This window comes from Comamonas sp. MYb396 (assembly GCF_037479555.1).
Classification (GTDB): domain Bacteria; phylum Pseudomonadota; class Gammaproteobacteria; order Burkholderiales; family Burkholderiaceae_C; genus Comamonas.
The window spans coordinates 370,405-391,659 of sequence record NZ_JBBGYU010000005.1; the positions used below are offsets into that span (position 1 = coordinate 370,405).

Here is a 21,255-nt window from a genome sequence, read left to right on the forward strand (position 1 = left end):
AAGGCGCCACGCGCGCCCGCGTTAGAAGGACGCACCCAGACCCAGCTTCATGCCCCGGCGGTCCATCGTGCGCAGCGCCAGCAAGGAGTTTTTCTGCGTGCTGCTGTCATCGGGCAGCACATCGCTGCGCGCCAGCTCACCGGCCTGCAAGGCCTTGCCCGATCCCGTATCGGTCTGCAGCACAAAGCGGTAGTCCTTGAGGTAGACACTGCCCCGGCCGGAGATCGTGAAGGTTTCCACACAGCGCACCTGGGCAGTGGCAGGGTTCAGAAAACTGCAGCGCACGCCGCCGCCAGCGGTGGTGGCGGCAGTGCCATCGACCTGGGTCAGCGCCACATGGGCGGTTTCCTTGTTCGTCGTGTCGTGGAAAGTCCAGTTGCCCAGCAGGCTGGCAGGGTCTGGCGCGACCGGCGCGAACTGGAAGCGCTCGATGGCCACCGCTCCTTCGCCCGGAAAGCGGATATGGCCGCGTGTGGGCGAGCTGAAATCCAGAAACACATCCCCGGCCGTGGAGGCCTCCGTGCCACTGAGCGCGCCGCTGCCAAAGTAGCGGCCGCCCTGGTAGCTCTTGAGCGAGGCGCTGGCCTGGCCGCTGGCAAAGGCGCCGACACCCAGGTGAAAGGTGGCACTGCCATCCGCCTGGTAGTTGTAGACCTGCATGACCAGGGTGCCGGTTTGCACATCGATGGCCATGCCACGCCCGGGCTGGCCATTTTTCTCGCCCGTCACGATCCAGGTGCCGCTGGCGGGGACGGGCGTGGTTTCGCTGAACACCAGCGAGTCATAGCCATCCGGGCTGAGCATGCGCTGGCCCACCAACTGGAAGCTGCTGCCGTTCAGCTGCGCCGTGCCGCTCAGCTGCTGCAGCGCCGTCTGGAACTGCAACCTGACGCTGGGCGTGGCACTGCCATTGCTGCAGTTAAAGCCTTGCAAGGTGGCGCTGTAGCTGCAGGAGATCGGGAGCTGGGTGCCATTGGGCAGCGCCATCACCATCGCGGGGCCGGTGCTGGTGTCTACGCCGCTGAGTGCAATGGCCGAGTACACCGCCTTGCCGCTGCTGTCTTGCATGGACATGAGCCAGTATGCGGAGGGCAGCGCAGAAGCCGGGGTGTTGTCAAACCGAAAGCGCTGTATGGCTACCGTGGGCTCGCCGGGAAAGCGCAGCTGCGCCTGCGTGGCGCTGGTGAATTCGATGCGCACTTCGCCCGCATCGCCATCCTCCACGCCCGACAGCGGCCCGCTGCCGAAATAGCGCCCGCCCCGGTAGCTTTTGAGCGGGGCTGCGACCTGGTTGCCATCGATATTGCCGACGGCCAGGTGGAAGGTGGCCGTGCCATTGGCCCGGTAGTTGTAGACCTGCATGACCAGCACGCCATCTTGCACATCGATGGCCATGCCCCGGCCGGGCCTTCCATCTTGCTCGGCGCTGACGATCCAGGTGCCCGGTAGTGGCGTGAAATCGCTGGCAGCCTGCGCTGGCGGGTTGGCCGCCAAGGCGATCGTGCCGGCCAGCACCGCAGATCGAAACAGGGGGCTGCGCTGCAGCCAAGGGCGAACAGTACGGGACATGCTTCACTCCTGCTAGCCGGGATGGCTATGGCGCCCATATTGCTACAAATGTTTACGCCTGGTGGGAGAGGTTGATGGTGGTAAGTGGTTAATCACTTTTTGTGAGGGGATGCAAAAAAGCCAGGTGATGCGCGGCATTACCTGGCTCCGGGGGGGCTAAGCGCTGATGGGCGGGCCCCACCAAGCTCAGCCAGCGCGGCTTACTTGATCAAACGCACCGCACCCGACATGCTGACCGACACCGTGGTGTAGCCTGGCTCCAGGCCCACGGGGGCGCTGCTGTCTTCCATCTTGCTCATCATGGCCACACCCCGGCCCATGCGAGGCATCGGCTGGCTGGTGCCACTTTGGTTCAGGTGGATGGTGTCGTACTCGTACTGCGCATAGCCCATGGCATTGGCGGTGACCTTGGCCTTGGCGTTGAAGTTCTTGACCGCCTCGGCGATCAGCTGGTCCTGCGCCTTGTTGCGTGCAGCATCGGACAGGCGAAAGCCCGAGCCGGTCAGGCGGGCCTTGTCCATCAGCGCAGCCATCGTCTGGCCCAGCACGGCCGTGTCGGTGGACTCGAGCTGCACATTGAACTGGGTGCGCCAGCTGGTGACCTTGCCATCCTTGTTGTAGACGGGGCTGGTGAACAGGTTCTCGGTCGTGACCTGCAAGACCTGGGACTTCTTGGCGGTGGCCAGCACATCGGCCAGCGCGGTCTTGCCCAGCTGCTGGGCCTGGGCCTGGTCCTTGGATTCCTTCTCGACGCTGAACTGGGCCCAGGCCGTGTCTTCCGGCACGCGGGTGGTCGCTTCGGCATCCAGGTTCAGGCTGGGGCGTTTGTCTGCGTTGGCAGCGGCGGGAGCGGGGTTCTGGGCCATGGCGGTGGAAGCTACAAAAGGGGTGGCGGCGATCAAGGCGGCGGTTGCCAGCATGCGCATTTTTTTCATCGGATTCTCCTTCTTCAAAACAGTCGCGGAGGACATGCCGCCAATAAGGCGGGGGCCCAGGTCACCGGGCTTGGAGTGCGAGCTGGACTGCAAGTTTCAACAGCGCCCACAAGCCGCATCGGATGGCCTAGCTTATCCCCAAGTGCCCCAGGTGCCCCGAGTGCCGCGACAAAGAGCCACAGCGTAGGCGGCGGCAGGCCAGAGCCTTGTAGGACAGGCTGCCGCAATCGTCCGGGTTCATCGATATTCACATTTGGCGGGAGGCGCTGGCGCCTAGCCGGCAATCGCCTGGCTGTCCCGCAACGCGGCAATGCTGTCATCGCCATAGCCCAGGCTGCGCAGCAGCTCCTGCGTGTGCTGGCCCAGCTGCGGCGGGTCCATGCGCACGCCCAGGCGCTCACCGGCCATGCGCAGCGGCAGCAAGGTGGTGGGGGCCGTCTGCCCCGCGCGTTCGCCATCGCTCAGGCGCAGGGGGGCGAGGCCGCCGCTGGCCAGCAGGTGTGGGTCGTCCAGCAGCTCTTCGGGCTTGCTGATCGGGGCATAGGGCAGGCCGTTGGCCTCGAAGACCTGGCCAATGTGCGCGGCGCTCATTGCGGCAAAGCGCTGGCGCAGCTCGGGCAGCAGCTGGGGGCGCAGGCGCACCCGGTCGTTATTGCTGCAGTAGCTGGGGTTGGCCAGCAGATCGCCCCAGCCAAAGGCACTGCACATGGTGGTCCACTGCGCATCGCTCACGGCGGCCAGAAAGATCTGGGCGCCATCCTGCACGGTGAACACGTCATACACCGACCAGGCCGAGATGCGGTTGGGCATGGGCTCGGCCGCCTCGCCCGTCACGGCAAACTGCATCATGTGCTGGCCGACCAGGAACACATTGTTCTCGAACAGCGCCGAGTCGATCTCCTGGCCCTGGCCTGTTTGTGCGCGCTGCATCAGCGCGGCTATCGCGCCAATGGCTCCGAACATGCCGCCCATGATGTCGTTGACGCTGGTGCCCGCGCGCAGCGGGTCGCCGGGGCGCCCGGTCATATAGGCCAGGCCGCCCATCATCTGCACCACCTCGTCGAGCGCGGTGCGGTGCTCGTAGGGCCCGGGCAGAAAGCCGCTGTGGTTCACATAGATGAGGCGCGGGTTGAGTTGCGACAGCGCGCGGTAATCAAGCCCATACTTGCGCATCACGCCGGGCTTGAAGTTCTGCACCACGATGTCGGCCGTGCTGGCCAGGCGGATTGCGGCCTCCAGCCCCGAGGCCTGGCGCAGGTCGATGGCCACGCTTTTCTTGTTGCGGTTGAACATCGGGAAAAAGCCCGCTCCCGCGCCCAGCAGGTGGCGGGTGCGGTCCCCCTCGACCGGCTCCACCTTGATGACCTCGGCCCCCAGATCGGCGAGCACCAGGCCACAGGTCGGGCCCATCACCATATGGCTGAACTCGACCACACGCAGGCCGGCAAGTGGCAAGGGGGTGGGGGAGGTCGGCGTGTCGGGGGGGGCGTCGGTGTGGTGCATGGCTCAGGAAACAGAAAGCGTTGGCAGGCTGGGCGGGCGCAGGGCTTGGCGCAAATCGCAGCGGGTGCCGCGCTGGCTGCCAGCCGGGTAGGTCAAACAGAACTACGCCGTATGTACCACATCCGCTTAGCTGCATGCGCCATTGGCTGTCCCTGCGGTGCATGCAGGGGTGACAAAGCCGCTGCGAGTGGGTCGCCAAAGATGCGCAAAAAACGGCGCGGTATGCCTGCCCGATAGACGCTATATACCGGCCTTCGGGTAAGAAATTTCTGTAATGTTAAGATACAAATATAACGAATTGAAATTTCTTGATGTGTATCAAGATCTGGCGTGGGCCCTTTTTCAGTCTTTGTTAACCAAAGTGAATACATGGAATCGAAGGCTAGGTTTTGATAATTGATTAAGTTAATATATTTTTCTCAATTTCAACTGATGGACACAGGCCCTGATGCTGCACAGGCTTCAGGGTCTTGGCATTTCGGTGCCGGTGTTTTCAACAAGAACGGTCAAGGTGTGATGGGTTCAGTGATGAGGTGGGCGCTGGGTGCGCGAGGGCTGCGTAGCCTGCTGGGGCTTTGCTTGGTGGCGGGGCAGGGCTTGGCGCATGCGGCTGACAATGTGACTGCCGTCTGGGGCAGCTTCAACGGCAACAGCTGGACAGCCAATACCAGCAATGCCGCCACAGCGCCTGCAGCCAATGGGAACAACGATCTGCTGGCGTTCACGGCCGGTGGCGTGCGCTACTCGACCGGGGTCAATGACGCGGTGCTGACCGGGGCTTTTCAGCCGGCAGTCTTCCAGGCCTTTACGCCCAATCCCAGCTCGCTGCCCGCTGCGGGTGGCCTCAATGCGATTGCCCAAAGCGCCAGCTACGACATCTCCAAGACCCGGGCCTCCTACCTGTCGGATGGCGGGCATGGGCTCGATCTCAGCACGGCCTTGTTCAATATCCCGGCGAGCTCGCTGCGCTTCAGTGCAAGTGTAGGCAATCCCGAGTCCACGACGGATGCGGTGCCCGATGTGCTGGTGACCCAGGTGGGCCAGCCATCGAGCAAGACCGACACCTTTTATTTCATCGACGACACGGGTGCGGTCGTGGGGAACAGCATCAGCATCGCGCTCAGCAGCGTGCCGGTCGTCGCCCGGCAGAACTGGCAGTTCTGGAACCCCAACCACACCAAGTCCACGGTGGGCGATGGCAGCCGTGACCTGCGCATACGTGCTTACTATTTCGCCGACTTTGGCATCACGCCGCAGAACATGGGCCGGGTGGCTGGCTTTGTGCAGGCCTTGAGCGGCGACTCCGACATTGCCTTTGTCGCCTACAACCAGGAGGCCGTGAGCACCCCGGCGGCCTTGAGCGTGCAAAAGACCAATGAGGCCGCTGCCGTGACCGCAGGCGGCCGCACGGTCTACACCGTGACGATCAGCAACACCGGCGGCTCGCTGGCCAGCGATGTCTCCTGGCAGGATCTGCCCCAAGGCCTGCGCGTGCTGGGGATTGAGGCCGGTGTCGTGGGCGCGGGCAGCGATGCCGGTGTCTGCAATAGCAGCGGCTGCACGGGCCTGCGCCTGGCGCCCGGTGCATCGATCGCTTACCGGGTGGAGGCGGAGGTGACCGGCTTGGTGGGCGCGATGGCATCGAACACCGCCGTTGTGAACGGCGCCAACTGCAGCAGCGGCAGCCCCGCCAGTTGCAGCAGCAGCGATGCGGATCTGATCGTGGCAGCCGACTCGGTCAGTGTGGTCAAGACCAATGGGGTGGACCGCCTGACCGTGGGCGCCGAGACCACCTACAGCGTGACCCTGAGCAACAGCGCAGCGACCGCGTTCTCGGGCCTGAGCTGGAGCGATGTGCCCAGCGGCCTGGCGGTCAGTGGCATCCGCGCGGGCAGCGTGGGGGGCGGTAGTGTGGCGGGCACCTGCAGCACCACGGGCTGCACCGGCATCACCTTGGCAGCGGGCCAATCCATCGTCTACATCGTCAGCGCAAAAGTGAATGCTGCCGTAGCGGCAGGCGCATCGGTCAGCAACAAGGCCGTGGTGCAAGGCGGCACCTGCACCAGCGAGCGGGTGAGCGGCTGCGCCAGCACCGATACCGACCTGGTGGTGACGGCGGCCAATATGGGCATCAGCAAGAGCAATGGCGTGGATGTACTGGCCCAGGGTGCCAGCACGGTCTACCAGGTGGTGGTGCGCAACACCGGCGGCAGTGCAGCTGCGGGCCTGCGTTGGGCAGAGAGCCCGGTGGGCCTCAATATTGAGCGCATCAGCGCCACGACGGTTGGCGCCAACAGCGAGGCGGGCTTGTGCACTGTCAGCGGCTGCTCGGATATCGCCGTCGCAGCTGGTGAATCGATTGTCTATGCGGTGCAGGCGACCGTCACCGGCGAGGTGGGCGTGGACAGCGCCCGCAACGTGGTGACCTTGAATGGCACGACCTGCAGCAGCGGCAACAGCTGCAGTGCCGAGGACCGCGATGCCATCGTGCTGCCCGCCACTGTCAGCATCCGCAAGAGCAATGGTGTCGATACGCTGACCGAGGGTGCCGGCAGCAGCTATACCGTCACCATTACCAACAGCGGCGGCATGCCCGCTGCCGGCCTCGCCTGGCTGGACAGCCCCCAGGGCATGGAGATCGAGGCCATCACGCCGCTGGCGGCCGCAGCGCCCAGTGATGCCGGCAGCTGCAGCCTGCAGGCACCGATGGGCTGCAGCGGCATCACGGTTGCCGCCAACGCCAGCGTCAGCTACCAGGTGCGGGCGCGGGTCACGGCGCTGGTGGAGGGCCGTGCCGATGCCACGGTCAGCAATACGGCCACGCTGACGGGGGCGAACTGCACGGCAGCATCCCCCTGCACCGTGACGGATACCGACGCGCTGCGCAGCCCCGTGCATCTGACGCTGAGCAAGACGGCTGCGGCAACGGTGGAAGCGGGCCAGGCGCTGGACTACCAGTTCCGCATTGGCAACAGCGGCCAGACAGCCGTTGCCGCCGGGCAAACGCTGGTGGTCGCTGAGGCCCTGCCCGATGGCATGCGCCTGACGGGTGCCTCGCCCGGTGCCGGTGTGACATCGGTGGTCTGCAGTGGCGAGCCGCTGGTGTGCGAGGTGGTGCTGGATGCCGCGCTGGAGCAAGGCGGCCATGCTGCCTTTGGCTTGCATGCCATCGCGCCAGCACAGGCCGGCAGCATCACCAACCATGCCGCCATCGATCCGCTGGGGGGCAGTGAGCCGCCGGTGCCGGGCGCTGCCTGCCTGCCTGCCGACAGCTGTGCCCAGGCGCGCACTGATGTGCTGGCCCCCGCCCATATCACCGTGCTCAAAAGCAATGGCGTGAGCCAGGTGCTGGAAGGCAGCAGCACCCGCTATGTGGTGACGCTGAGCAATGAAGGCGGCATGCCCGTAGAGCTGCAGTGGGACGATGTGCCCAGCGGCATGGTGGTGACCGAGATTGTTGCGACCGAGGTCGGGGCCCACAGCGCCGCTGGTGTCTGCAGCCCGTCGGGTTGCAGCGGCGTGACGCTGGCAGGTGGCGAAACCGTGCGCTATGCGGTACAGGCCCGGATCACGGCCGCCGCACCTGCACATGTTCGCAATCTGGCCCGGGTGAGCGATGCGGCCCAGTGCAGCAGCAGCGCGCCTTGCAGCAGTGAGGACGAGGATGCGGTCTACAGCAACACCATCGATGTGGACCCACCTGCGCCCGATCCCACACCTGACCCGACTCCGGATCCAGACCCGACACTCTTGCCCGCGCCAGTAGCGGTACCCACGGTATCGCTGGCGGGGCAGCTGCTGATGTCGCTGCTGCTGGGCGGGGCCGCTGCGCTGGGCCTGCGCCGCATGCGCCAGCGCGGCCGCCACTGAGCGGCAAAGCGCCCACAAAAAAACCACTGCCGCTCGGTGCTGCAGTGGTTTTTTTGATGTTTGGCTTCCGGGCAGCCCTGTGCCCGGGGCGTGCCTCCCGGCGATCAGGGAGCCAGTGCGGCCTTCACGGCGGCAGAGACCTGGCCCATGTCCGCCTTGCCAGCCAGCTGGGTCTTGACGGCGCCCATGACCTTGCCCATGTCGCCAGGGCCCGAGGCACCCAGTTCCGCCACGATGGCCTGGACCGCAGCGGTCACTTCTTCGGCGGACATGCGCTCTGGCAGGTAGGCCTTGATGACCTCGATTTCCGACTTTTCCTTGTCGGCCAGGTCCTGGCGGCCGGCAGTTTCAAACGCGGCGATGCTGTCCTTGCGCTGCTTGATCATCTTGTCGACGATGGCGATCACCATCGCGTCATCGAGCTCGACGCGCTCATCGACTTCCTTCTGCTTCATCGCAGCTTGCAGCAAGCGGATGGTGCCCAGGCGTTCCGTGTCCTTGGCGCGCATCGCGTTCTTCATGTCTTCGGTGATTTGTGCTTTCAAGCTCATAACAGGCTCCTGTTGGCAGGCCGTCGACGCAAGCAGCGGTCTGCCTGAAAAATCTGGCGATGGCCAGAAAACAAAAAACCCGCGCCTGGCGTCCCGAGCGCGGGTGGTGTCACAGCCTGGGCAAATTGCGTCAGGCCTGTGAGAGCTGCGATCAGTACAGCTTCTTGGGCAGTTGCATGCTGCGAACGCGCTTGTAGTGGCGCTTGACGGCAGCAGCCTTCTTGCGCTTGCGCTCAGCGGTTGGCTTTTCGTAGAACTCGCGAGCGCGCAGGTCGGTCAGCAGGCCCAGCTTTTCGATGGTGCGCTTGAAGCGGCGCAGCGCAACGTCAAAGGGTTCGTTTTCTTTTACACGGATAGTCGTCATTAGCTAATGTTTCCATTGGTGCCAACAGCGGGTTTTGGGGAAGATCGCGCCCCAAAGCCTTGAATGGCGGTTTTGCCCTGTCATATTGACTAGTATTGGCAGACAGGGCTTTGCCAGCAAAGAGGGGCGATTATATCCGGCTTTTGATAGGAAAGCAAGAGGGTCGCGGTTTGCACGCGGGGAGCCAGACCTGCGCTGTTGCTCTCCTGCATCTCGCCCAGCGTCCTGCTGCTATTGGCTTTCTGCCATGCCCGCTGCGCAGGCAGCGGCACTCGCCCAGGCCCATTGAAAGTTGTAGCCGCCCAGCCAGCCGGTGATATCCACCACCTCGCCAATGCAGTAGAGGCCCGGCACCTTCTTGGCCTCCATTGTTTGCTGCGACAGCTCGCGCGTGTCCACACCGCCCACGGTGACCTCGGCCTTTTTATAGCCTTCGGTGCCGGTGGGGGTCAGCTCCCAGCGCGTCAGGCGCTCGGCCAGGCGCAGCAGCGCCTTGTCGCTGGCCTCGGCAATCGGGCGCTGCCAATCGGCATCCTGCGCCACCCAGGCATCGGCCAGGCGCGCGGGCACCAGGCTGGCCAGCTCATTGGCAATCAGCTTGCGCGAGCGTTGCTTGGCCTGCAGCAGCTGCTCGGCCACATCCACCTCGGGCACCAGGTTGATGTCGATGGAGGTGCCCGGTGTCCAGTAGCTCGAGATCTGCAGGATGGCCGGCCCCGACAGGCCCCGGTGCGTGAACAGCAGGTCCTCGTTGAACGTCATGCGGGTTTTCTTGCTGCCGGTGCCGATCACCACCGGCAGGGCCAGGCCCGCCAGCTGTGCATAGGGCGCCCAGGCGCTGCCATCAAAGGTCATCGGCACCAGGCCCGGTACGCGCGGCACGAGTGCCAGCCCAAACTGCTGGGCCAGGCGGTAGCCCAGGTCGGTGGCGCCAATCTTGGGGATGGACAGGCCGCCGGTGGCGATCACCAGGTGGCGGCAGTGCACCATGCCCTGGGCGGTATTGACCTGAAAGCGCTGGCCTTGCGCATCGGCATCCAGCGCCGCAACGGCGCTGACAGGGCAGGGCTGCCAGTGGGTCACCTGGCCTGCGCGGCACTCGGCCAGCAGCATCGCGATGATGTCTTCGGCCGAATGGTCGGCAAACAGCTGGCCCTTGTGCTTTTCGTGGTGGGCAATGCCGTGCTTGTCGACCAGCGCGACAAAATCGGCCGGACCAAAGCGCGACAGTGCCGAGCGGCAGAACTGCGGGTTCTGGCCGACAAAGTGCCTATGGGGCTGGCGCACATCCAGATCGCGGTTGGTGAAGTTGCTGCGCCCGCCGCCCGAGATGCGGATCTTCTCTGCGACCTTGGCCGCATGGTCAATCAGCAGCACCTTGAGCCCGCGCTGGCCCGCCTGCGCCGCACAAAACAGGCCGGCAGCGCCTGCGCCAATGATGACGGTATCAAACAGGTGGGTGGGAGCGGGAGAAGACATGCGGATCCGGAAGATGGCCAGGCCTCTGCATGGAGTGCCCGCGCCGACAAAAGCAGCGATTATCGGTGATGCGGCCCTAACCCGACTGCCTGCCCAGGTGGGCGATGCAATGCCAGGCTTTTTTCAGCAGCGGCGCCGGGTAGCGATGGCGGGCCTGGGCCTGGCCCAGATCGGCTGGGGTGAGTCCACCCGGCGCATGCTGCAGCAGTTCGGCCAGCACCTCGGCCACGTCGGCGCCCCGGTACTGGCTGGCTTGCGCCAGCTGCCCGGCCTGCAGCCGGTAACCGGGGTGAAAGCGCAAGGGCAGACCGGATGTCTGCACGGCCTGCGCCAGCGGCGTATCGCGGTAGCAGGGGTCGAGCCAGATGGCGGCCACATCGCGCGCCAGAACCAGGCCGCCATGCAGCTGGGCTTCGACATAGTGGTCCAGCGGGTCGGCCAGTTGCAGGCATTGCAGCTGCTGCCAGTCCATCTGCTGCCACAGCCCGACATGGCGGGGCTGCCAGTAGCTGTCGGGGTCGCAAAAGCTGCTGCGTGCGGTGGCGGCGCGGTGCAGCTGCAGATACGCCGATCCAAAGCGGGGTGCAGCGCCATAGCCCTGGTGGCTGGGGCGGCCCAAGGGCGCTAGATCGACGGCGCCGTACACCGGCCGCTCGGCGGGATCGGCGTGGTTGTAAGCGCCCGCAAACTGCTGGTCCTCCCACTGCCAGCGCTCGCCCTGGGGCTGGGGGCTGTAGCTGCCATTGCTGCGGCCGCTCTCAAACTGCGACAGGTAGCGGCCTTGCTGGCACAGCAGCGCCAGCAGCGGCTGGCCTTGCACGATCCAGTCCGGGACCATCCAGTCGGGATGAAAGTGGACATGGATCGAAGCGGGTGCAAGTGCGTGCTCGCGCACCGGGCCGCCACGGCGCTGCACGGCCTGCAGTGCTTGCTGCTGGGCAGTGGTCAACAAAGGCGCGGGGCTGGGCATGGGCAGGGCAGGTTCGGTTGAAGGTCCAGGGACTGCAGTGGATGGATCGTAGCCGGTTCTGCGCTGCATGCATGCCCTGGCTGTTCTGGGGTTGGATACTGCCCAGCTGCCCGGCGCTGGCCGACAATCAGCGCTTGTCCCCGATCTCTTGAGGAGTTTGCATGTCGTTTTGCCAGGCCTTGTGGCAAGCCAACCAGGCGCTGTACCAGCGCACCTTGGACCATCCCTTCAACCGCGAGCTGGCGGCAGGCAGCTTGTCGGTCGAGCGCTTTCGCCATTACATGATCCAGGATGCGCATTACCTGGTGGCCTATGGCCGTGCGCTGGCCGTCGCTGCCGCCAAGGCCGACCAGGCCGAGGGCGTGGTGCAGTTTGCCAATGCCGCCAATGAGGCGGTGGTCGAGGAGCGCAAGCTGCACGATGGCTTTATGCGCGACTTCGGCATCAGCGCGCAGGACTTTGCCGCCACGCCACTGACACCGGCCTGCCACCACTACACCAGCTTTTTGCTGGCCAACAGCTGGTCGGAGAGCTACCCGGTGGCGCTCGCCGGGCTCTTGCCCTGCTTTTGGATCTATGCCGAAGTGGGGCGGGACATCCATGCTCGCTCCCAGCCCGGTAACCCCTACCAGGCCTGGGTGGACACCTATGCCAGTGAAGAATTCCACGCCGCTGTGCGCGCCGTCATCGCCACCATCGACCGTGTGGCGGACGCCGCTGACAGCGCCACCCGCACGCGCATGGCCGAGGCCTACCGCTACAGTGCTGAGCTCGAATGGATGTTCTGGGACAGCGCCTACCAAGGGGGGCGCTGGCCGACGCGCTGAGCGGCACCCAAACTGCGTTGCGCTGCTGCGCTGTAAAGCTCCGGCAGCGCCGTCGTAAAGTTATGCAATGCGGCTCCACAGCGCGATAGGCTAGCGGTATTCGCCTACAGGCGCTTTCGAAAAACGGTCTTACGCTTCGTGGCATTCATTGACCAGATGCGCCAACGCGCAGACCCCGAGCAAGTCCGAGGCCTACACGCACGTATCGCAACCATATAAGGAGTTGCCATGTTGTCTACCAACACCACCCATACCGCTTACCACGCTCCCGTGTTCGAACCCACGGTCGATGAGTTGGCCGCTTTGAAGAAATTGGAACTGGGAGAAAAGATTTCTCTGCAGGATGCTGTGCATGCACATGTCTCCAAGCGCCTGCTGGAACGCGGCATGGTGGTGGAGCGTGAGGGCTACATGGTCATCACCTCAGAAGGCCTGCAACAGATCAAGCGCCGCGATGCCTGATCCTCAGCCCGCTGTTCTCCACAGCACCCAGGCAGCCCAAGCAGGCTGCCTTTTTTTTCATCATGGTTAACTTTTTGTCTTAGTTTCAACGATTTGGGTGGCTTATCTACAGCTGTGCACAGAGCTTTCCACAGCATTGTGCCCACGGACTGGGGACAACGCTGCGCTGCGCCAAAACAGCGGTGCTCCAGTGCCAGAAGAGGCCAGGGCCAGCAGTGTAGTGGCGTTGAAACTGCGCGAATGACGCGCCCAGGCCCCATATGCCTCAATTTTGAGCAAGGCTGGCATTTGGCTTAGGAATCAGCGGCTTGCCCTGCTTATCTACAAGCTTCTTCACAGCTTTCCACAGCATTGTGCCCGTGCAATGGGGACAAAGCGGGACCGCTGCGCGATGCGCAGGCTAGGGGTGATCTGCAAGCTGCTGGGCCGCTGCAGCCGTGTTGGCTGGCTTGCGCTTTGCTGCGCCAGGAATGGCGATGGGTGGCTGCAGGCAGCCAAGAAACTGCGCCGCAAAAAACCTGCGTGTCCAACAGCCTTGCCAGCGGCGTGCTGCCACGGAATCTCAGTAGACTCGGGGCTGGCGGCGGTGGCGTTTACTTATCTTCGCAGTCGGTACAGGGCAGGTGCAACATGGCTGCACTAGGATGCGGTCATTCTTTACATGCCGGTGCTGATGGTGGAGCTTTGCCACAGGCCGCTGCTGTAACTCACCTCTACCGATTGCTGCCATGGACCATAACTCCAATAATTCCACCCGTCCCACCCCAACCTCCGGCGCGGCAGACGCCGGGCTGAACCCCGGTGCTGCAGCAGCACCCAAGCGGCGCAGCCGCTGGCTGGGCTCGACGATCGCCATCGTGCTGGTGGCGGGGCTGGCAGGCGGGGCCTGGTACCTGGTGCAGAGCAAGAAGAACCCGAGCGGCATGGCAGCCGGTGCACCTGGCATGGGCGGCCCACCGGGCGCCGGTGGCCCTCCCGGCATGGGCCCGGGCGCGATGCGGGCGATGGCCGTCACCGTGGGCAGTGCCGCTGCCAAACGCCAAACCCTGCCGGTGACCCTGACGGCAATGGGCACGGTGGTGCCCACCACCACGGTGACCCTGACCACCCAGGTCTCGGGCATTCTGCGCGATGTGCTGTTCACCGAAGGCCAGATGGTCAAGAAAGGCCAGAAGCTGGCCCAGATCGACCCCCGCCCGTTTGAGCAAGCGCTGCAGCAGGCCAAGGGCCAGTTGGCGCGCGACCAGGCGCAGCTCGATGCCGCGCGCGTGACGCTCAAGCGCTACCAGACCTTGTGGGACCAGGATTCGATTGCCCGCCAGGATCTGGACACGCAGGCCGCGCTGGCCAAGCAGCTCGAAGGCACGGTGCTCACCGACCAGGCCCAGGTGCAGACCGCCCAGCTCAACCTGGGTTATGCCAGCATCACCTCACCCATCGATGGCCGCATCGGTCTGCGCACGATGGACCCGGGCAACTACATCAGCGCCGGCGGCACCACCGGCATCGCCGTCATCACCAAGATTGCGCCGATCGATGTGAGCTTTACCGTGCCGCAGGACCATATCCCCTCGGTGCTGGGCGCGCAAAAGGCCGATGCCCGGCTGCCGGTGGCAGCGCTCGATCGCGCAGGCAACAAGACCCTGGCCCAGGGCGTGTTCCTGACCTTGGACAACCTGGTTGACACCGCGACGGGCACCGTCAAGGCCAAGGCCCGGTTCGACAACAGCGATGGCTCGCTCTTTCCCAACCAGTTTGTCAACACCCGTTTGACCTTGAAGGACGAGAGCGCGCTGGTGGTGCCGGTCACCGCCATCCGCACCGGTGGGAATGGCGATTTTGTCTACGTGATCAACGCCGACCGCACCGTGACCCAGCGCACCGTCATCCGGGGCATGAGCACGGTCGAATGGGTGGCCATCAACACGGGCCTCAAGGAGGGCGAGCTGGTGGTGACCGAGGGCGCCGACCGTTTGAAGGATGGCGCCGTGGTGGCCCTGCAGGGCGATACGCCCACCCAGGCTCATGGCGCCAGCAGTGGCCGGCGCGGCCCACGTGAGGGCGGCCCGCGCGAGGGTGGTGGACGCCGAGGCAATGGCGAAGGCCGTGGCGCCAATGGTGCGGCACCCGGCGGTGCGGCGGGCAATGGCGCGCCCGCCGGCGGTGGTGGTGGTGGCGGTGCAGCCGTTGAGCCCAATGCTGGCCAGCCCAGTGCCGCAGCCCCTGCGGTGAACCCGGACCAACCCGCCGCTGGCGCCAGTGGTTCTGGCGGTTCGGGTGGCTCGGGCGGAGCAACCCCTGCGACCGGCTCCGGCCAGACCGCACCCGCGATCAAACCGGAGGAGGTGCCCAAGGGCATGGCGCCAGCGGCCAGCACCGTGCAACCCGCCCAGCGCGCCAACCCATAAGGCGGGCTGAGCGATGAGTCCTTCCCGTCCCTTTATCCAGCGGCCGGTAGCGACGGCCTTGCTGATGCTGGCCATCGTGCTGACCGGTCTGGTGGGCTTTCGGCTGCTGCCCTTGTCGGCGCTGCCCGAGGTGGATTACCCGACGATCCAGGTGCAGACCTTGTACCCGGGGGCCAGCCCCGAGGTGATGAGCCGCACGGTGAGCGCGCCGCTCGAGCGCCAGCTCGGCCAGATGTCCGGCCTGGACCGCATGGCATCGACCAGCGCAGCGGGCGTGTCGATTGTGACCTTGCAGTTCCAGCTGGGCTTGTCGCTGGATGTGGCCGAGCAAGAGGTGCAGGCGGCGATCAACGCCAGCAGTGCATTGCTGCCGGCCGATCTGCCCGCACCCCCGATCTATGCCAAGGTCAACCCGGCCGACACGCCGGTGATGAGCCTGGCCATCACCTCCAAGGAGCTGCCGCTCACCGAGGTGCAGAACATCGTCAACACCCGCCTGGCGCAGAAGATCAGCCAAGTCACCGGCGTGGGACTGGTCAGCCTGGAAGGCGGGCAAAAGCCTGCGATGCGCATCCAGGCCAACACCCAGGCGCTGGCGGCCAATGGCATCACCTTGAGCAGCCTGCGCACTGCCATCAGCAATGCCAACTCCAACACCGCCAAGGGCAGTTTTGATGGCCCCAAGCGCTCCTACTCGATCAACAGCAATGACCAGCTGCTGACTGCTGCCGACTACATGAACCTGGTGGTGTCCTGGAAGGACGGCGCCCCGGTGCTGATGAAGGATGTGGCGCGCGTGGTGGCGAGCGCCGAGAACGACCGGCTCGCCGCCTGGGTCGATGAGACACCCGCGATCATCTTGAACGTGCAGCGCCAGCCCGGCGCCAATGTGATTGCCACGGTAGACGCGATCAAGCAGCGCCTGCCCGAGCTCACCGCCTCCTTGCCCGCCTCGGTCGAGGTCAAGGTGCTGACCGACCGCACCACCGGCATCCGCGCCTCGGTCGAGCATGTGCAGATGGAGCTGGCGCTGGCCGTGGTGATGGTGGTGCTGGTGATCTTCTTCTTCCTGCACAGCCTGCGTGCCACTGTCATTGCAAGCCTGGCCGTACCCATCTCGCTGATCGGCAGCTGCGGGGCCATGTACCTGCTGGGCTACAGCCTGAACAACCTGAGCCTGATGGCGCTCACCATTGCCACCGGCTTTGTCGTCGACGATGCGATTGTGATGATCGAGAACATTGCGCGCTACATCGAAGAGGGCGAGACGCCGATGGCCGCTGCCTTGAAGGGCGCGGCGCAGATCGGCTTCACCATCATCTCGCTGACGGTGTCGCTGATCGCGGTGCTGATTCCGCTGCTCTTCATGGGCGATATCGTCGGGCGCCTGTTCCGCGAGTTTGCGGTGACCTTGGCCATCACCATCCTGATCTCGGCAGTGGTCTCGCTCACCCTGGTGCCGATGATGTCGGCGCGCTGGCTCAAGCAAGAAGACACCAGCGCGCACACGCGCGGCTGGGCCAGATCGGTGCAGCGCGGTTTTGACAAGGTGATCCACCACTACGACCGGGGCCTGCACTGGGTGTTTCGCCACCAGGCGCTGACCCTGGTCGTGGCCGTGGCCACCGTGGTGCTGACGGGCCTGCTCTACCTGGCCATTCCCAAGGGCCTGTTCCCGACGCAGGACACCGGCCAGCTCCAAGCGCAGATCGAGGCGGCGCAAGAAGTGTCCTTTGCCCGCATGAGCAACCTGCAGCAGCAGGCCGTGAGCGCCATTCTGCAGGACAAGGATGTCGCCTCGGTCAGCTCGGTGGTGGGGGTGGATGCCGCCAACAACACCATGCTCAACACCGGCAGCCTGTCGATCAACCTGACCCGGCCGCATGATGCGCAGGACGAGGTGATGCAGCGCCTGCGCGAGCGGGTGAGCCAGGTGGCAGGGGTGCGCATTTTTCTGCAGCCCTCGCAGGACCTGACCATCGACTCGCAAACCGGTCCCACCGAATACCGCCTCTCGATTGGCGGCGTGAACACCGACCAGGTCAATGACTGGACGCAAAAGCTCGTCAGCCAGTTGCAGAATGTGGCTCAGGTGCGCAATGCCACCAGCGACGCCGGGCGCAAGGGCCTGTCGGCTTATGTGAATGTGGACCGCGATACCGCATCGCGCCTGGGCATCAGCGCCAGCAGCATTGATGACAGCCTCTACAGTGCCTTTGGCCAACGCATTGTCTCGACCATCTTTACCGAGACCAATCAGTACCGCGTGATTCTGGAGGCGCAGCAAGAGCAGCTCAACAGCGTGCAGACCTTGGGCAACCTGGCGATCAATGCCAGCAGCACGGGCGCGACGCCGCTGTCGGCGATTGCCAAGATCGAGGAGCAGATGGCACCGCTGCAGGTGACGCGCGTGTCGCAGTACCCGGCCGCCACCCTGGGCTTTGACACCGCGCCCGGCGTGTCGCTGGGCCATGCGGTCGATGCCATCAAGCAGGCGGCCAAGGATATTGGCATGCCCGCGTCGCTGACCATGGAGTTCCTCGGCGCTGCGGCCGCCTACCAGAACTCGCTCACCAGCCAGCTGGTCTTGATTCTGGCAGCGCTCATCTGCGTCTACATCGTGCTGGGCGTGCTGTACGAGAGCTATGTGCACCCGATGACCATTTTGTCCACCTTGCCGTCTGCTGGCGTGGGCGCCTTGCTGGCGCTGATGATCAGCGGCAACGACCTGGGCGTGATCGGCATCATCGGCATCATCTTGCTCATTGGCATCGTCAAGAAGAACGCGATCATGATGATCGACTTTGCGATCGATGCCGAGCGCAACCAGGGCATGGGCCCGCAAGAGGCCATCCACCAGGCCGCGCTGCTGCGCTTTCGGCCCATCTTGATGACGACCCTGGCCGCCTTGTTTGCCGCGCTGCCGCTGATGTTTGGCTGGGGCGAGGGCGCCGAGCTGCGCCGCCCGCTGGGCCTGGCCATTTTTGGCGGGCTGATGCTCAGCCAGTTGCTGACCTTGTTCACCACGCCGGTGATCTACCTGGTGTTTGACCGCCTGGGTGCCCGCTTTGGCCGCCGCCAAGCCGGTACGGCGGATGGAAGCCATGCCGAGGTGCAGGCATGAACCTGTCCCAGCCCTTTGTCAAACGCCCGGTCGCAACGGTCCTGCTGACCATTGGCATGGCACTGGCGGGCATTGCCGCGTTCTTTGCGCTGCCGGTGGCGCCGCTGCCGCAGGTGGACTACCCGGTGATCTCGGTCACGGCCAGCCTCTCGGGTGCGAGCCCGGAGAACATGGCCTCGAGCGTGGCCACGCCGCTGGAGCGCCACCTGGGTGTGATTGCCGGGGTCAACGAGATGACCTCGCGCAGCTCGACTGGCTCGGCCAATGTGACCTTGCAGTTTGACCTCAACCGCGACATCAATGGCGCCGCGCGCGAGGTGCAGGCGGCCATCAATGCCGCGCGCACCGATCTGCCGTCTGACCTGCGCAGCAACCCCACCTACCGCAAGATGAACCCCTCGGATTCGCCGATCATCATCTTGGCGATGACCTCGCCCACGCGCACGCCCGGCGAGCTGTATGACGAGGTCTCCAACGTGGTGAGCCAGCGCATCTCGCAGGTCGATGGCGTGGGTGATGTGGAAATCGGCGGCGGCTCCTTGCCGGCGGTGCGGGTCGAGCTGCTGCCCCAGGCGCTGAGCCACTACGGTATTGCGACCGAGGATGTGCGTGCGGCCATCCAGGCCGCCAATGCCAACCGGCCCAAGGGCGCCATCGAGAGTGGCGGCAATCGCCTGCAGATCTACACCCCCGCGCCCGAGCGCAAGGCCAGCTGGTACCAGGGCCTGGTGGTGGGCTGGCGCGACAATGCGGCCGTCCGGCTGGGTGATGTGGCGCGGGTCATCGACGGGCCAGCCAATGTCTACACCATGGGCCTGTTCAACGGCCAGCCCGCCATCCTGGTGCTGATCACGCGCCAGCCCGGTGCCAATATCATCAACACCGTGGACAACGTGCGCAAGCTCCTGCCCGAGCTGCAGGCCCAGCTGCCCAAGGATGTGAAGATCCAGGTGGCCAGCGACAGCACCAACTCGATCCGCTCGTCGCTGCGCGAGATCGAGACCACCTTGATGGTCTCGGTGATCCTGGTGGTGCTGGTGGTGGGCGCCTTTATCCGCAAGGCGCGCGCCACGGTGATTCCGGCGGTAGCTACCGTCGTTTCGCTGCTGGGCACCTTTGGCGTGATGTACCTGCTGGGCTATAGCCTCAACAACCTCAGCCTGATGGCGCTGACGGTCGCCACCGGTTTTGTCGTGGATGACGCGATTGTGGTGCTGGAGAACACCAGCCGCCATATCGAGCAGGGCATGGACAAGATGGCCGCCGCGCTGCAGGGCGCGCGCGAAGTGGGCTTTACCGTGCTGTCGATCAGCCTGTCCCTGGTGGCGGTGTTCATTCCGCTGCTGTTCATGGAAGGGCAGATCGGCCGTTTGTTCAAGGAGTTCGCCGTGACCTTGTCGGTCGCGGTGATGATCTCGCTGGTCATCTCGCTGACCACGACGCCGATGATGTGCGCCTGGTTTCTGCGCAATGAGGATGCCATCGAGACGGCACCGCGCGGCCGCTTTGCCCGCGCGCTGGAAAGCGGCTATGACTGGATGCTGCGCGTCTACGAACGCTGCCTCGACTGGGCCTTGCATGCCAAGGCGGTGGTGATGCTGATCCTGGTGATCGTCATCGGCATGAATGGTTATCTGTTCCTGCATGTGCAAAAGGGCTTTTTCCCGCAGCAGGACAACGGCCAGCTCGCCGGCGGCCTGCGCGCAGACCAGAGCATCTCGTCGACCGCGATGGCCGGCAAGCTCAAGGAGGCGCTGGCCATCATCCAGCAGGACCCGGCCATCGACACGGTGGTGGGCTTTGCCGGCGGCAGCCGCTCGGGCGGCGGCTTTGTGTTCATCAACCTCAAGCCGGTCAGCGAGCGCGATGTGACCAGCCTGCAGGTGGTGGCAAGGCTGCGTCCGCAGCTGTCGCAGATCACCGGTCTGCGCGTGTTTCTGAACCCGGTGCAGGACTTGCGCATGGGCGGGCGCTCGTCGAACTCGACCTACCAGTACACCCTCAAGAGCGACAACACCGCCGACATGAAGAAATGGGCCACGCGCTTGGCCGAGCGGCTCAAGCAAGAGCCCTTGCTGCAGGATGTGGACACCGACCAGTCCGACAGCGGCGTGGAAGTCTATGTGGAGGTGGACAAACAGGCTGCAGCACGCCTGGGGGTGAATGCCAAGTCCATCAACAATGCGCTCTACAACGCCTTTGGCCAGCGCTCGGTGGCCACCATCTACAGCGATCTGAACCAGTACTCGGTGATCATGGAATGGGCGCCCGAATACACGCGCGGGCCACCAGCGTTGCAGGATATCTATGTGCCATCGAACCTGAGCGGCACCGAGGGCACCGCGGCCAACCCGGCGCTGCGCAGTGCATCGACCGGCAGCGTGATCAGCACCAGCGTGGCCACCATGGTGCCGCTGTCGAGCTTTGCCAAGGTGCTAGAGCGCCCCGCGCCCACCAGCGTGAACCACCAGGACGGCGAGCTGTCGACAACGATATCGTTCAACCTGGACGCAGGCGTGGCGCTGAGCGAGGCCCAGCAGGTGATTGCCCAGGCCGAGGCCGATATCGCCATGCCGATCAATGTGCGCGGCAGCTTCCAGGGCACGGCGCTGAGCTTTCAGAAGTCGCAGAACCAGCAGCTCTACCTGATCCTGGCCGCGATTGTCGTGATCTACATTGTGCTGGGCATGCTCTATGAAAGCCTGGTGCACCCGATCACGGTGCTGTCCACCCTGCCATCGGCGGGGGTGGGCGCGGTGATTGCGCTGATGCTGTTTGACATGCAGTTCACGGTGATTGCGCTCATCGGGGTGTTCTTGCTCATTGGCATCGTGAAGAAAAACGCCATCTTGATCATCGATTTTGCGCTGGAGGCCGAGCGGTCGCGGGGGCTGTCCGCGATTGACGCGGTGCGCGAAGCCTGCCTGCTGCGCTTTCGCCCCATCCTGATGACCACCTTGGCTGCCGCGCTGGGTGCCTTGCCGCTGGCCATTGGCTTTGGCCAGGGCTCGGAGCTGCGCCAACCGCTGGGCATCGCCATCATTGGCGGCCTGCTGGCCAGCCAATTGCTGACCCTGGTCACCACCCCCGTGGTCTATGTGCTGATGGACAAGCTGCGCCGCCGCGCACCCAACGAGCGTGACCTGGGCCGTGCCTCGAGCGACGGCATGCCCACTCTGGAACACTGATACGC

Annotated in this window: 13 protein-coding genes; 6 read left to right on the forward strand and 7 right to left on the reverse strand. The window is 64.8% G+C overall.

Annotation, left to right across the window (positions count from 1 at the left end; translation table 11 throughout):
* Nucleotides 1-21: 21 nt before the first annotated feature.
* The 3 genes from WH265_RS14265 to WH265_RS14275 form a co-directional block, all read right to left on the reverse strand.
* A complete protein-coding gene (locus WH265_RS14265; RefSeq protein ID WP_339558699.1) occupies nt 22-1,569 on the reverse strand; it encodes a hypothetical protein in 1,548 nt (515 codons plus the stop codon).
* 200 nt (nt 1,570-1,769) lie between these two features.
* Nucleotides 1,770-2,504 (reverse strand): SIMPL domain-containing protein, encoded by a 735-nt coding sequence (locus WH265_RS14270; protein WP_339558700.1) that lies wholly within the window; start codon nt 2,502-2,504, stop codon nt 1,770-1,772.
* A gap of 273 nt (nt 2,505-2,777) precedes the next feature.
* Nucleotides 2,778-4,007, reverse strand: a complete 1,230-nt coding sequence (locus WH265_RS14275) for a CaiB/BaiF CoA transferase family protein (RefSeq protein ID WP_339558701.1) — start codon at nt 4,005-4,007, stop codon at nt 2,778-2,780.
* 618 nt (nt 4,008-4,625) lie between these two features.
* On the opposite strand from WH265_RS14275, the gene WH265_RS14280 reads away from it, so the two are divergent.
* Nucleotides 4,626-7,877 carry a hypothetical protein gene (locus WH265_RS14280; RefSeq protein WP_339558702.1) on the forward strand — a complete coding sequence of 1,084 codons (3,252 nt, stop codon included), beginning with the start codon at nt 4,626-4,628 and terminating at the stop codon, nt 7,875-7,877.
* Nucleotides 7,878-7,981: 104 nt separating this feature from the next.
* On the opposite strand, the gene WH265_RS14285 is transcribed toward WH265_RS14280, so the two are convergent.
* The 4 genes from WH265_RS14285 to WH265_RS14300 form a co-directional block, all read right to left on the reverse strand.
* On the reverse strand, nt 7,982-8,428 hold the full coding sequence (locus tag WH265_RS14285; protein ID WP_021027649.1) for a GatB/YqeY domain-containing protein: 447 nt from the start codon (nt 8,426-8,428) through the stop codon (nt 7,982-7,984).
* Nucleotides 8,429-8,579: 151 nt separating this feature from the next.
* Nucleotides 8,580-8,792, reverse strand: a complete 213-nt coding sequence (rpsU, locus tag WH265_RS14290; protein ID WP_007833691.1) for a 30S ribosomal protein S21 — start codon at nt 8,790-8,792, stop codon at nt 8,580-8,582.
* A 231-nt stretch (nt 8,793-9,023) separates the two neighbouring features.
* The gene (locus tag WH265_RS14295; protein WP_339558703.1) at nt 9,024-10,271 is read right to left on the reverse strand and encodes an NAD(P)/FAD-dependent oxidoreductase; all 1,248 of its coding nucleotides are present in this window, start codon (nt 10,269-10,271) and stop codon (nt 9,024-9,026) included.
* A 76-nt stretch (nt 10,272-10,347) separates the two neighbouring features.
* A complete protein-coding gene (locus WH265_RS14300) occupies nt 10,348-11,241 on the reverse strand; it encodes a DUF3626 domain-containing protein (RefSeq protein WP_339558704.1) in 894 nt (297 codons plus the stop codon).
* A gap of 161 nt (nt 11,242-11,402) precedes the next feature.
* On the opposite strand from WH265_RS14300, the gene tenA reads away from it, so the two are divergent.
* The 5 genes from tenA to WH265_RS14325 all read left to right on the forward strand — a co-directional run bounded on the left by tenA (nt 11,403) and on the right by WH265_RS14325 (nt 21,250).
* Nucleotides 11,403-12,068, forward strand: coding sequence for a thiaminase II (gene tenA / locus WH265_RS14305; RefSeq protein WP_339558705.1), 666 nt, complete (start codon nt 11,403-11,405; stop codon nt 12,066-12,068).
* 228 nt (nt 12,069-12,296) lie between these two features.
* Nucleotides 12,297-12,530: a hypothetical protein gene (locus WH265_RS14310; RefSeq protein ID WP_021027653.1), complete on the forward strand. Its 234-nt coding sequence runs from the start codon at nt 12,297-12,299 to the stop codon at nt 12,528-12,530.
* Between the two features lie 728 nt (nt 12,531-13,258).
* Entirely contained in the window at nt 13,259-14,938 is a 1,680-nt protein-coding gene (locus tag WH265_RS14315) for an MdtA/MuxA family multidrug efflux RND transporter periplasmic adaptor subunit (protein WP_339558706.1), read from the forward strand.
* Between the two features lie 13 nt (nt 14,939-14,951).
* Nucleotides 14,952-18,062, forward strand: a complete 3,111-nt coding sequence (locus WH265_RS14320) for an efflux RND transporter permease subunit (RefSeq protein ID WP_339558707.1) — start codon at nt 14,952-14,954, stop codon at nt 18,060-18,062.
* On the forward strand, nt 18,059-21,250 hold the full coding sequence (locus WH265_RS14325) for an efflux RND transporter permease subunit (protein WP_339558708.1): 3,192 nt from the start codon (nt 18,059-18,061) through the stop codon (nt 21,248-21,250). Before WH265_RS14320 ends, WH265_RS14325 begins: the two co-directional genes overlap by 4 nt.
* Nucleotides 21,251-21,255: the final 5 nt, after the last annotated feature.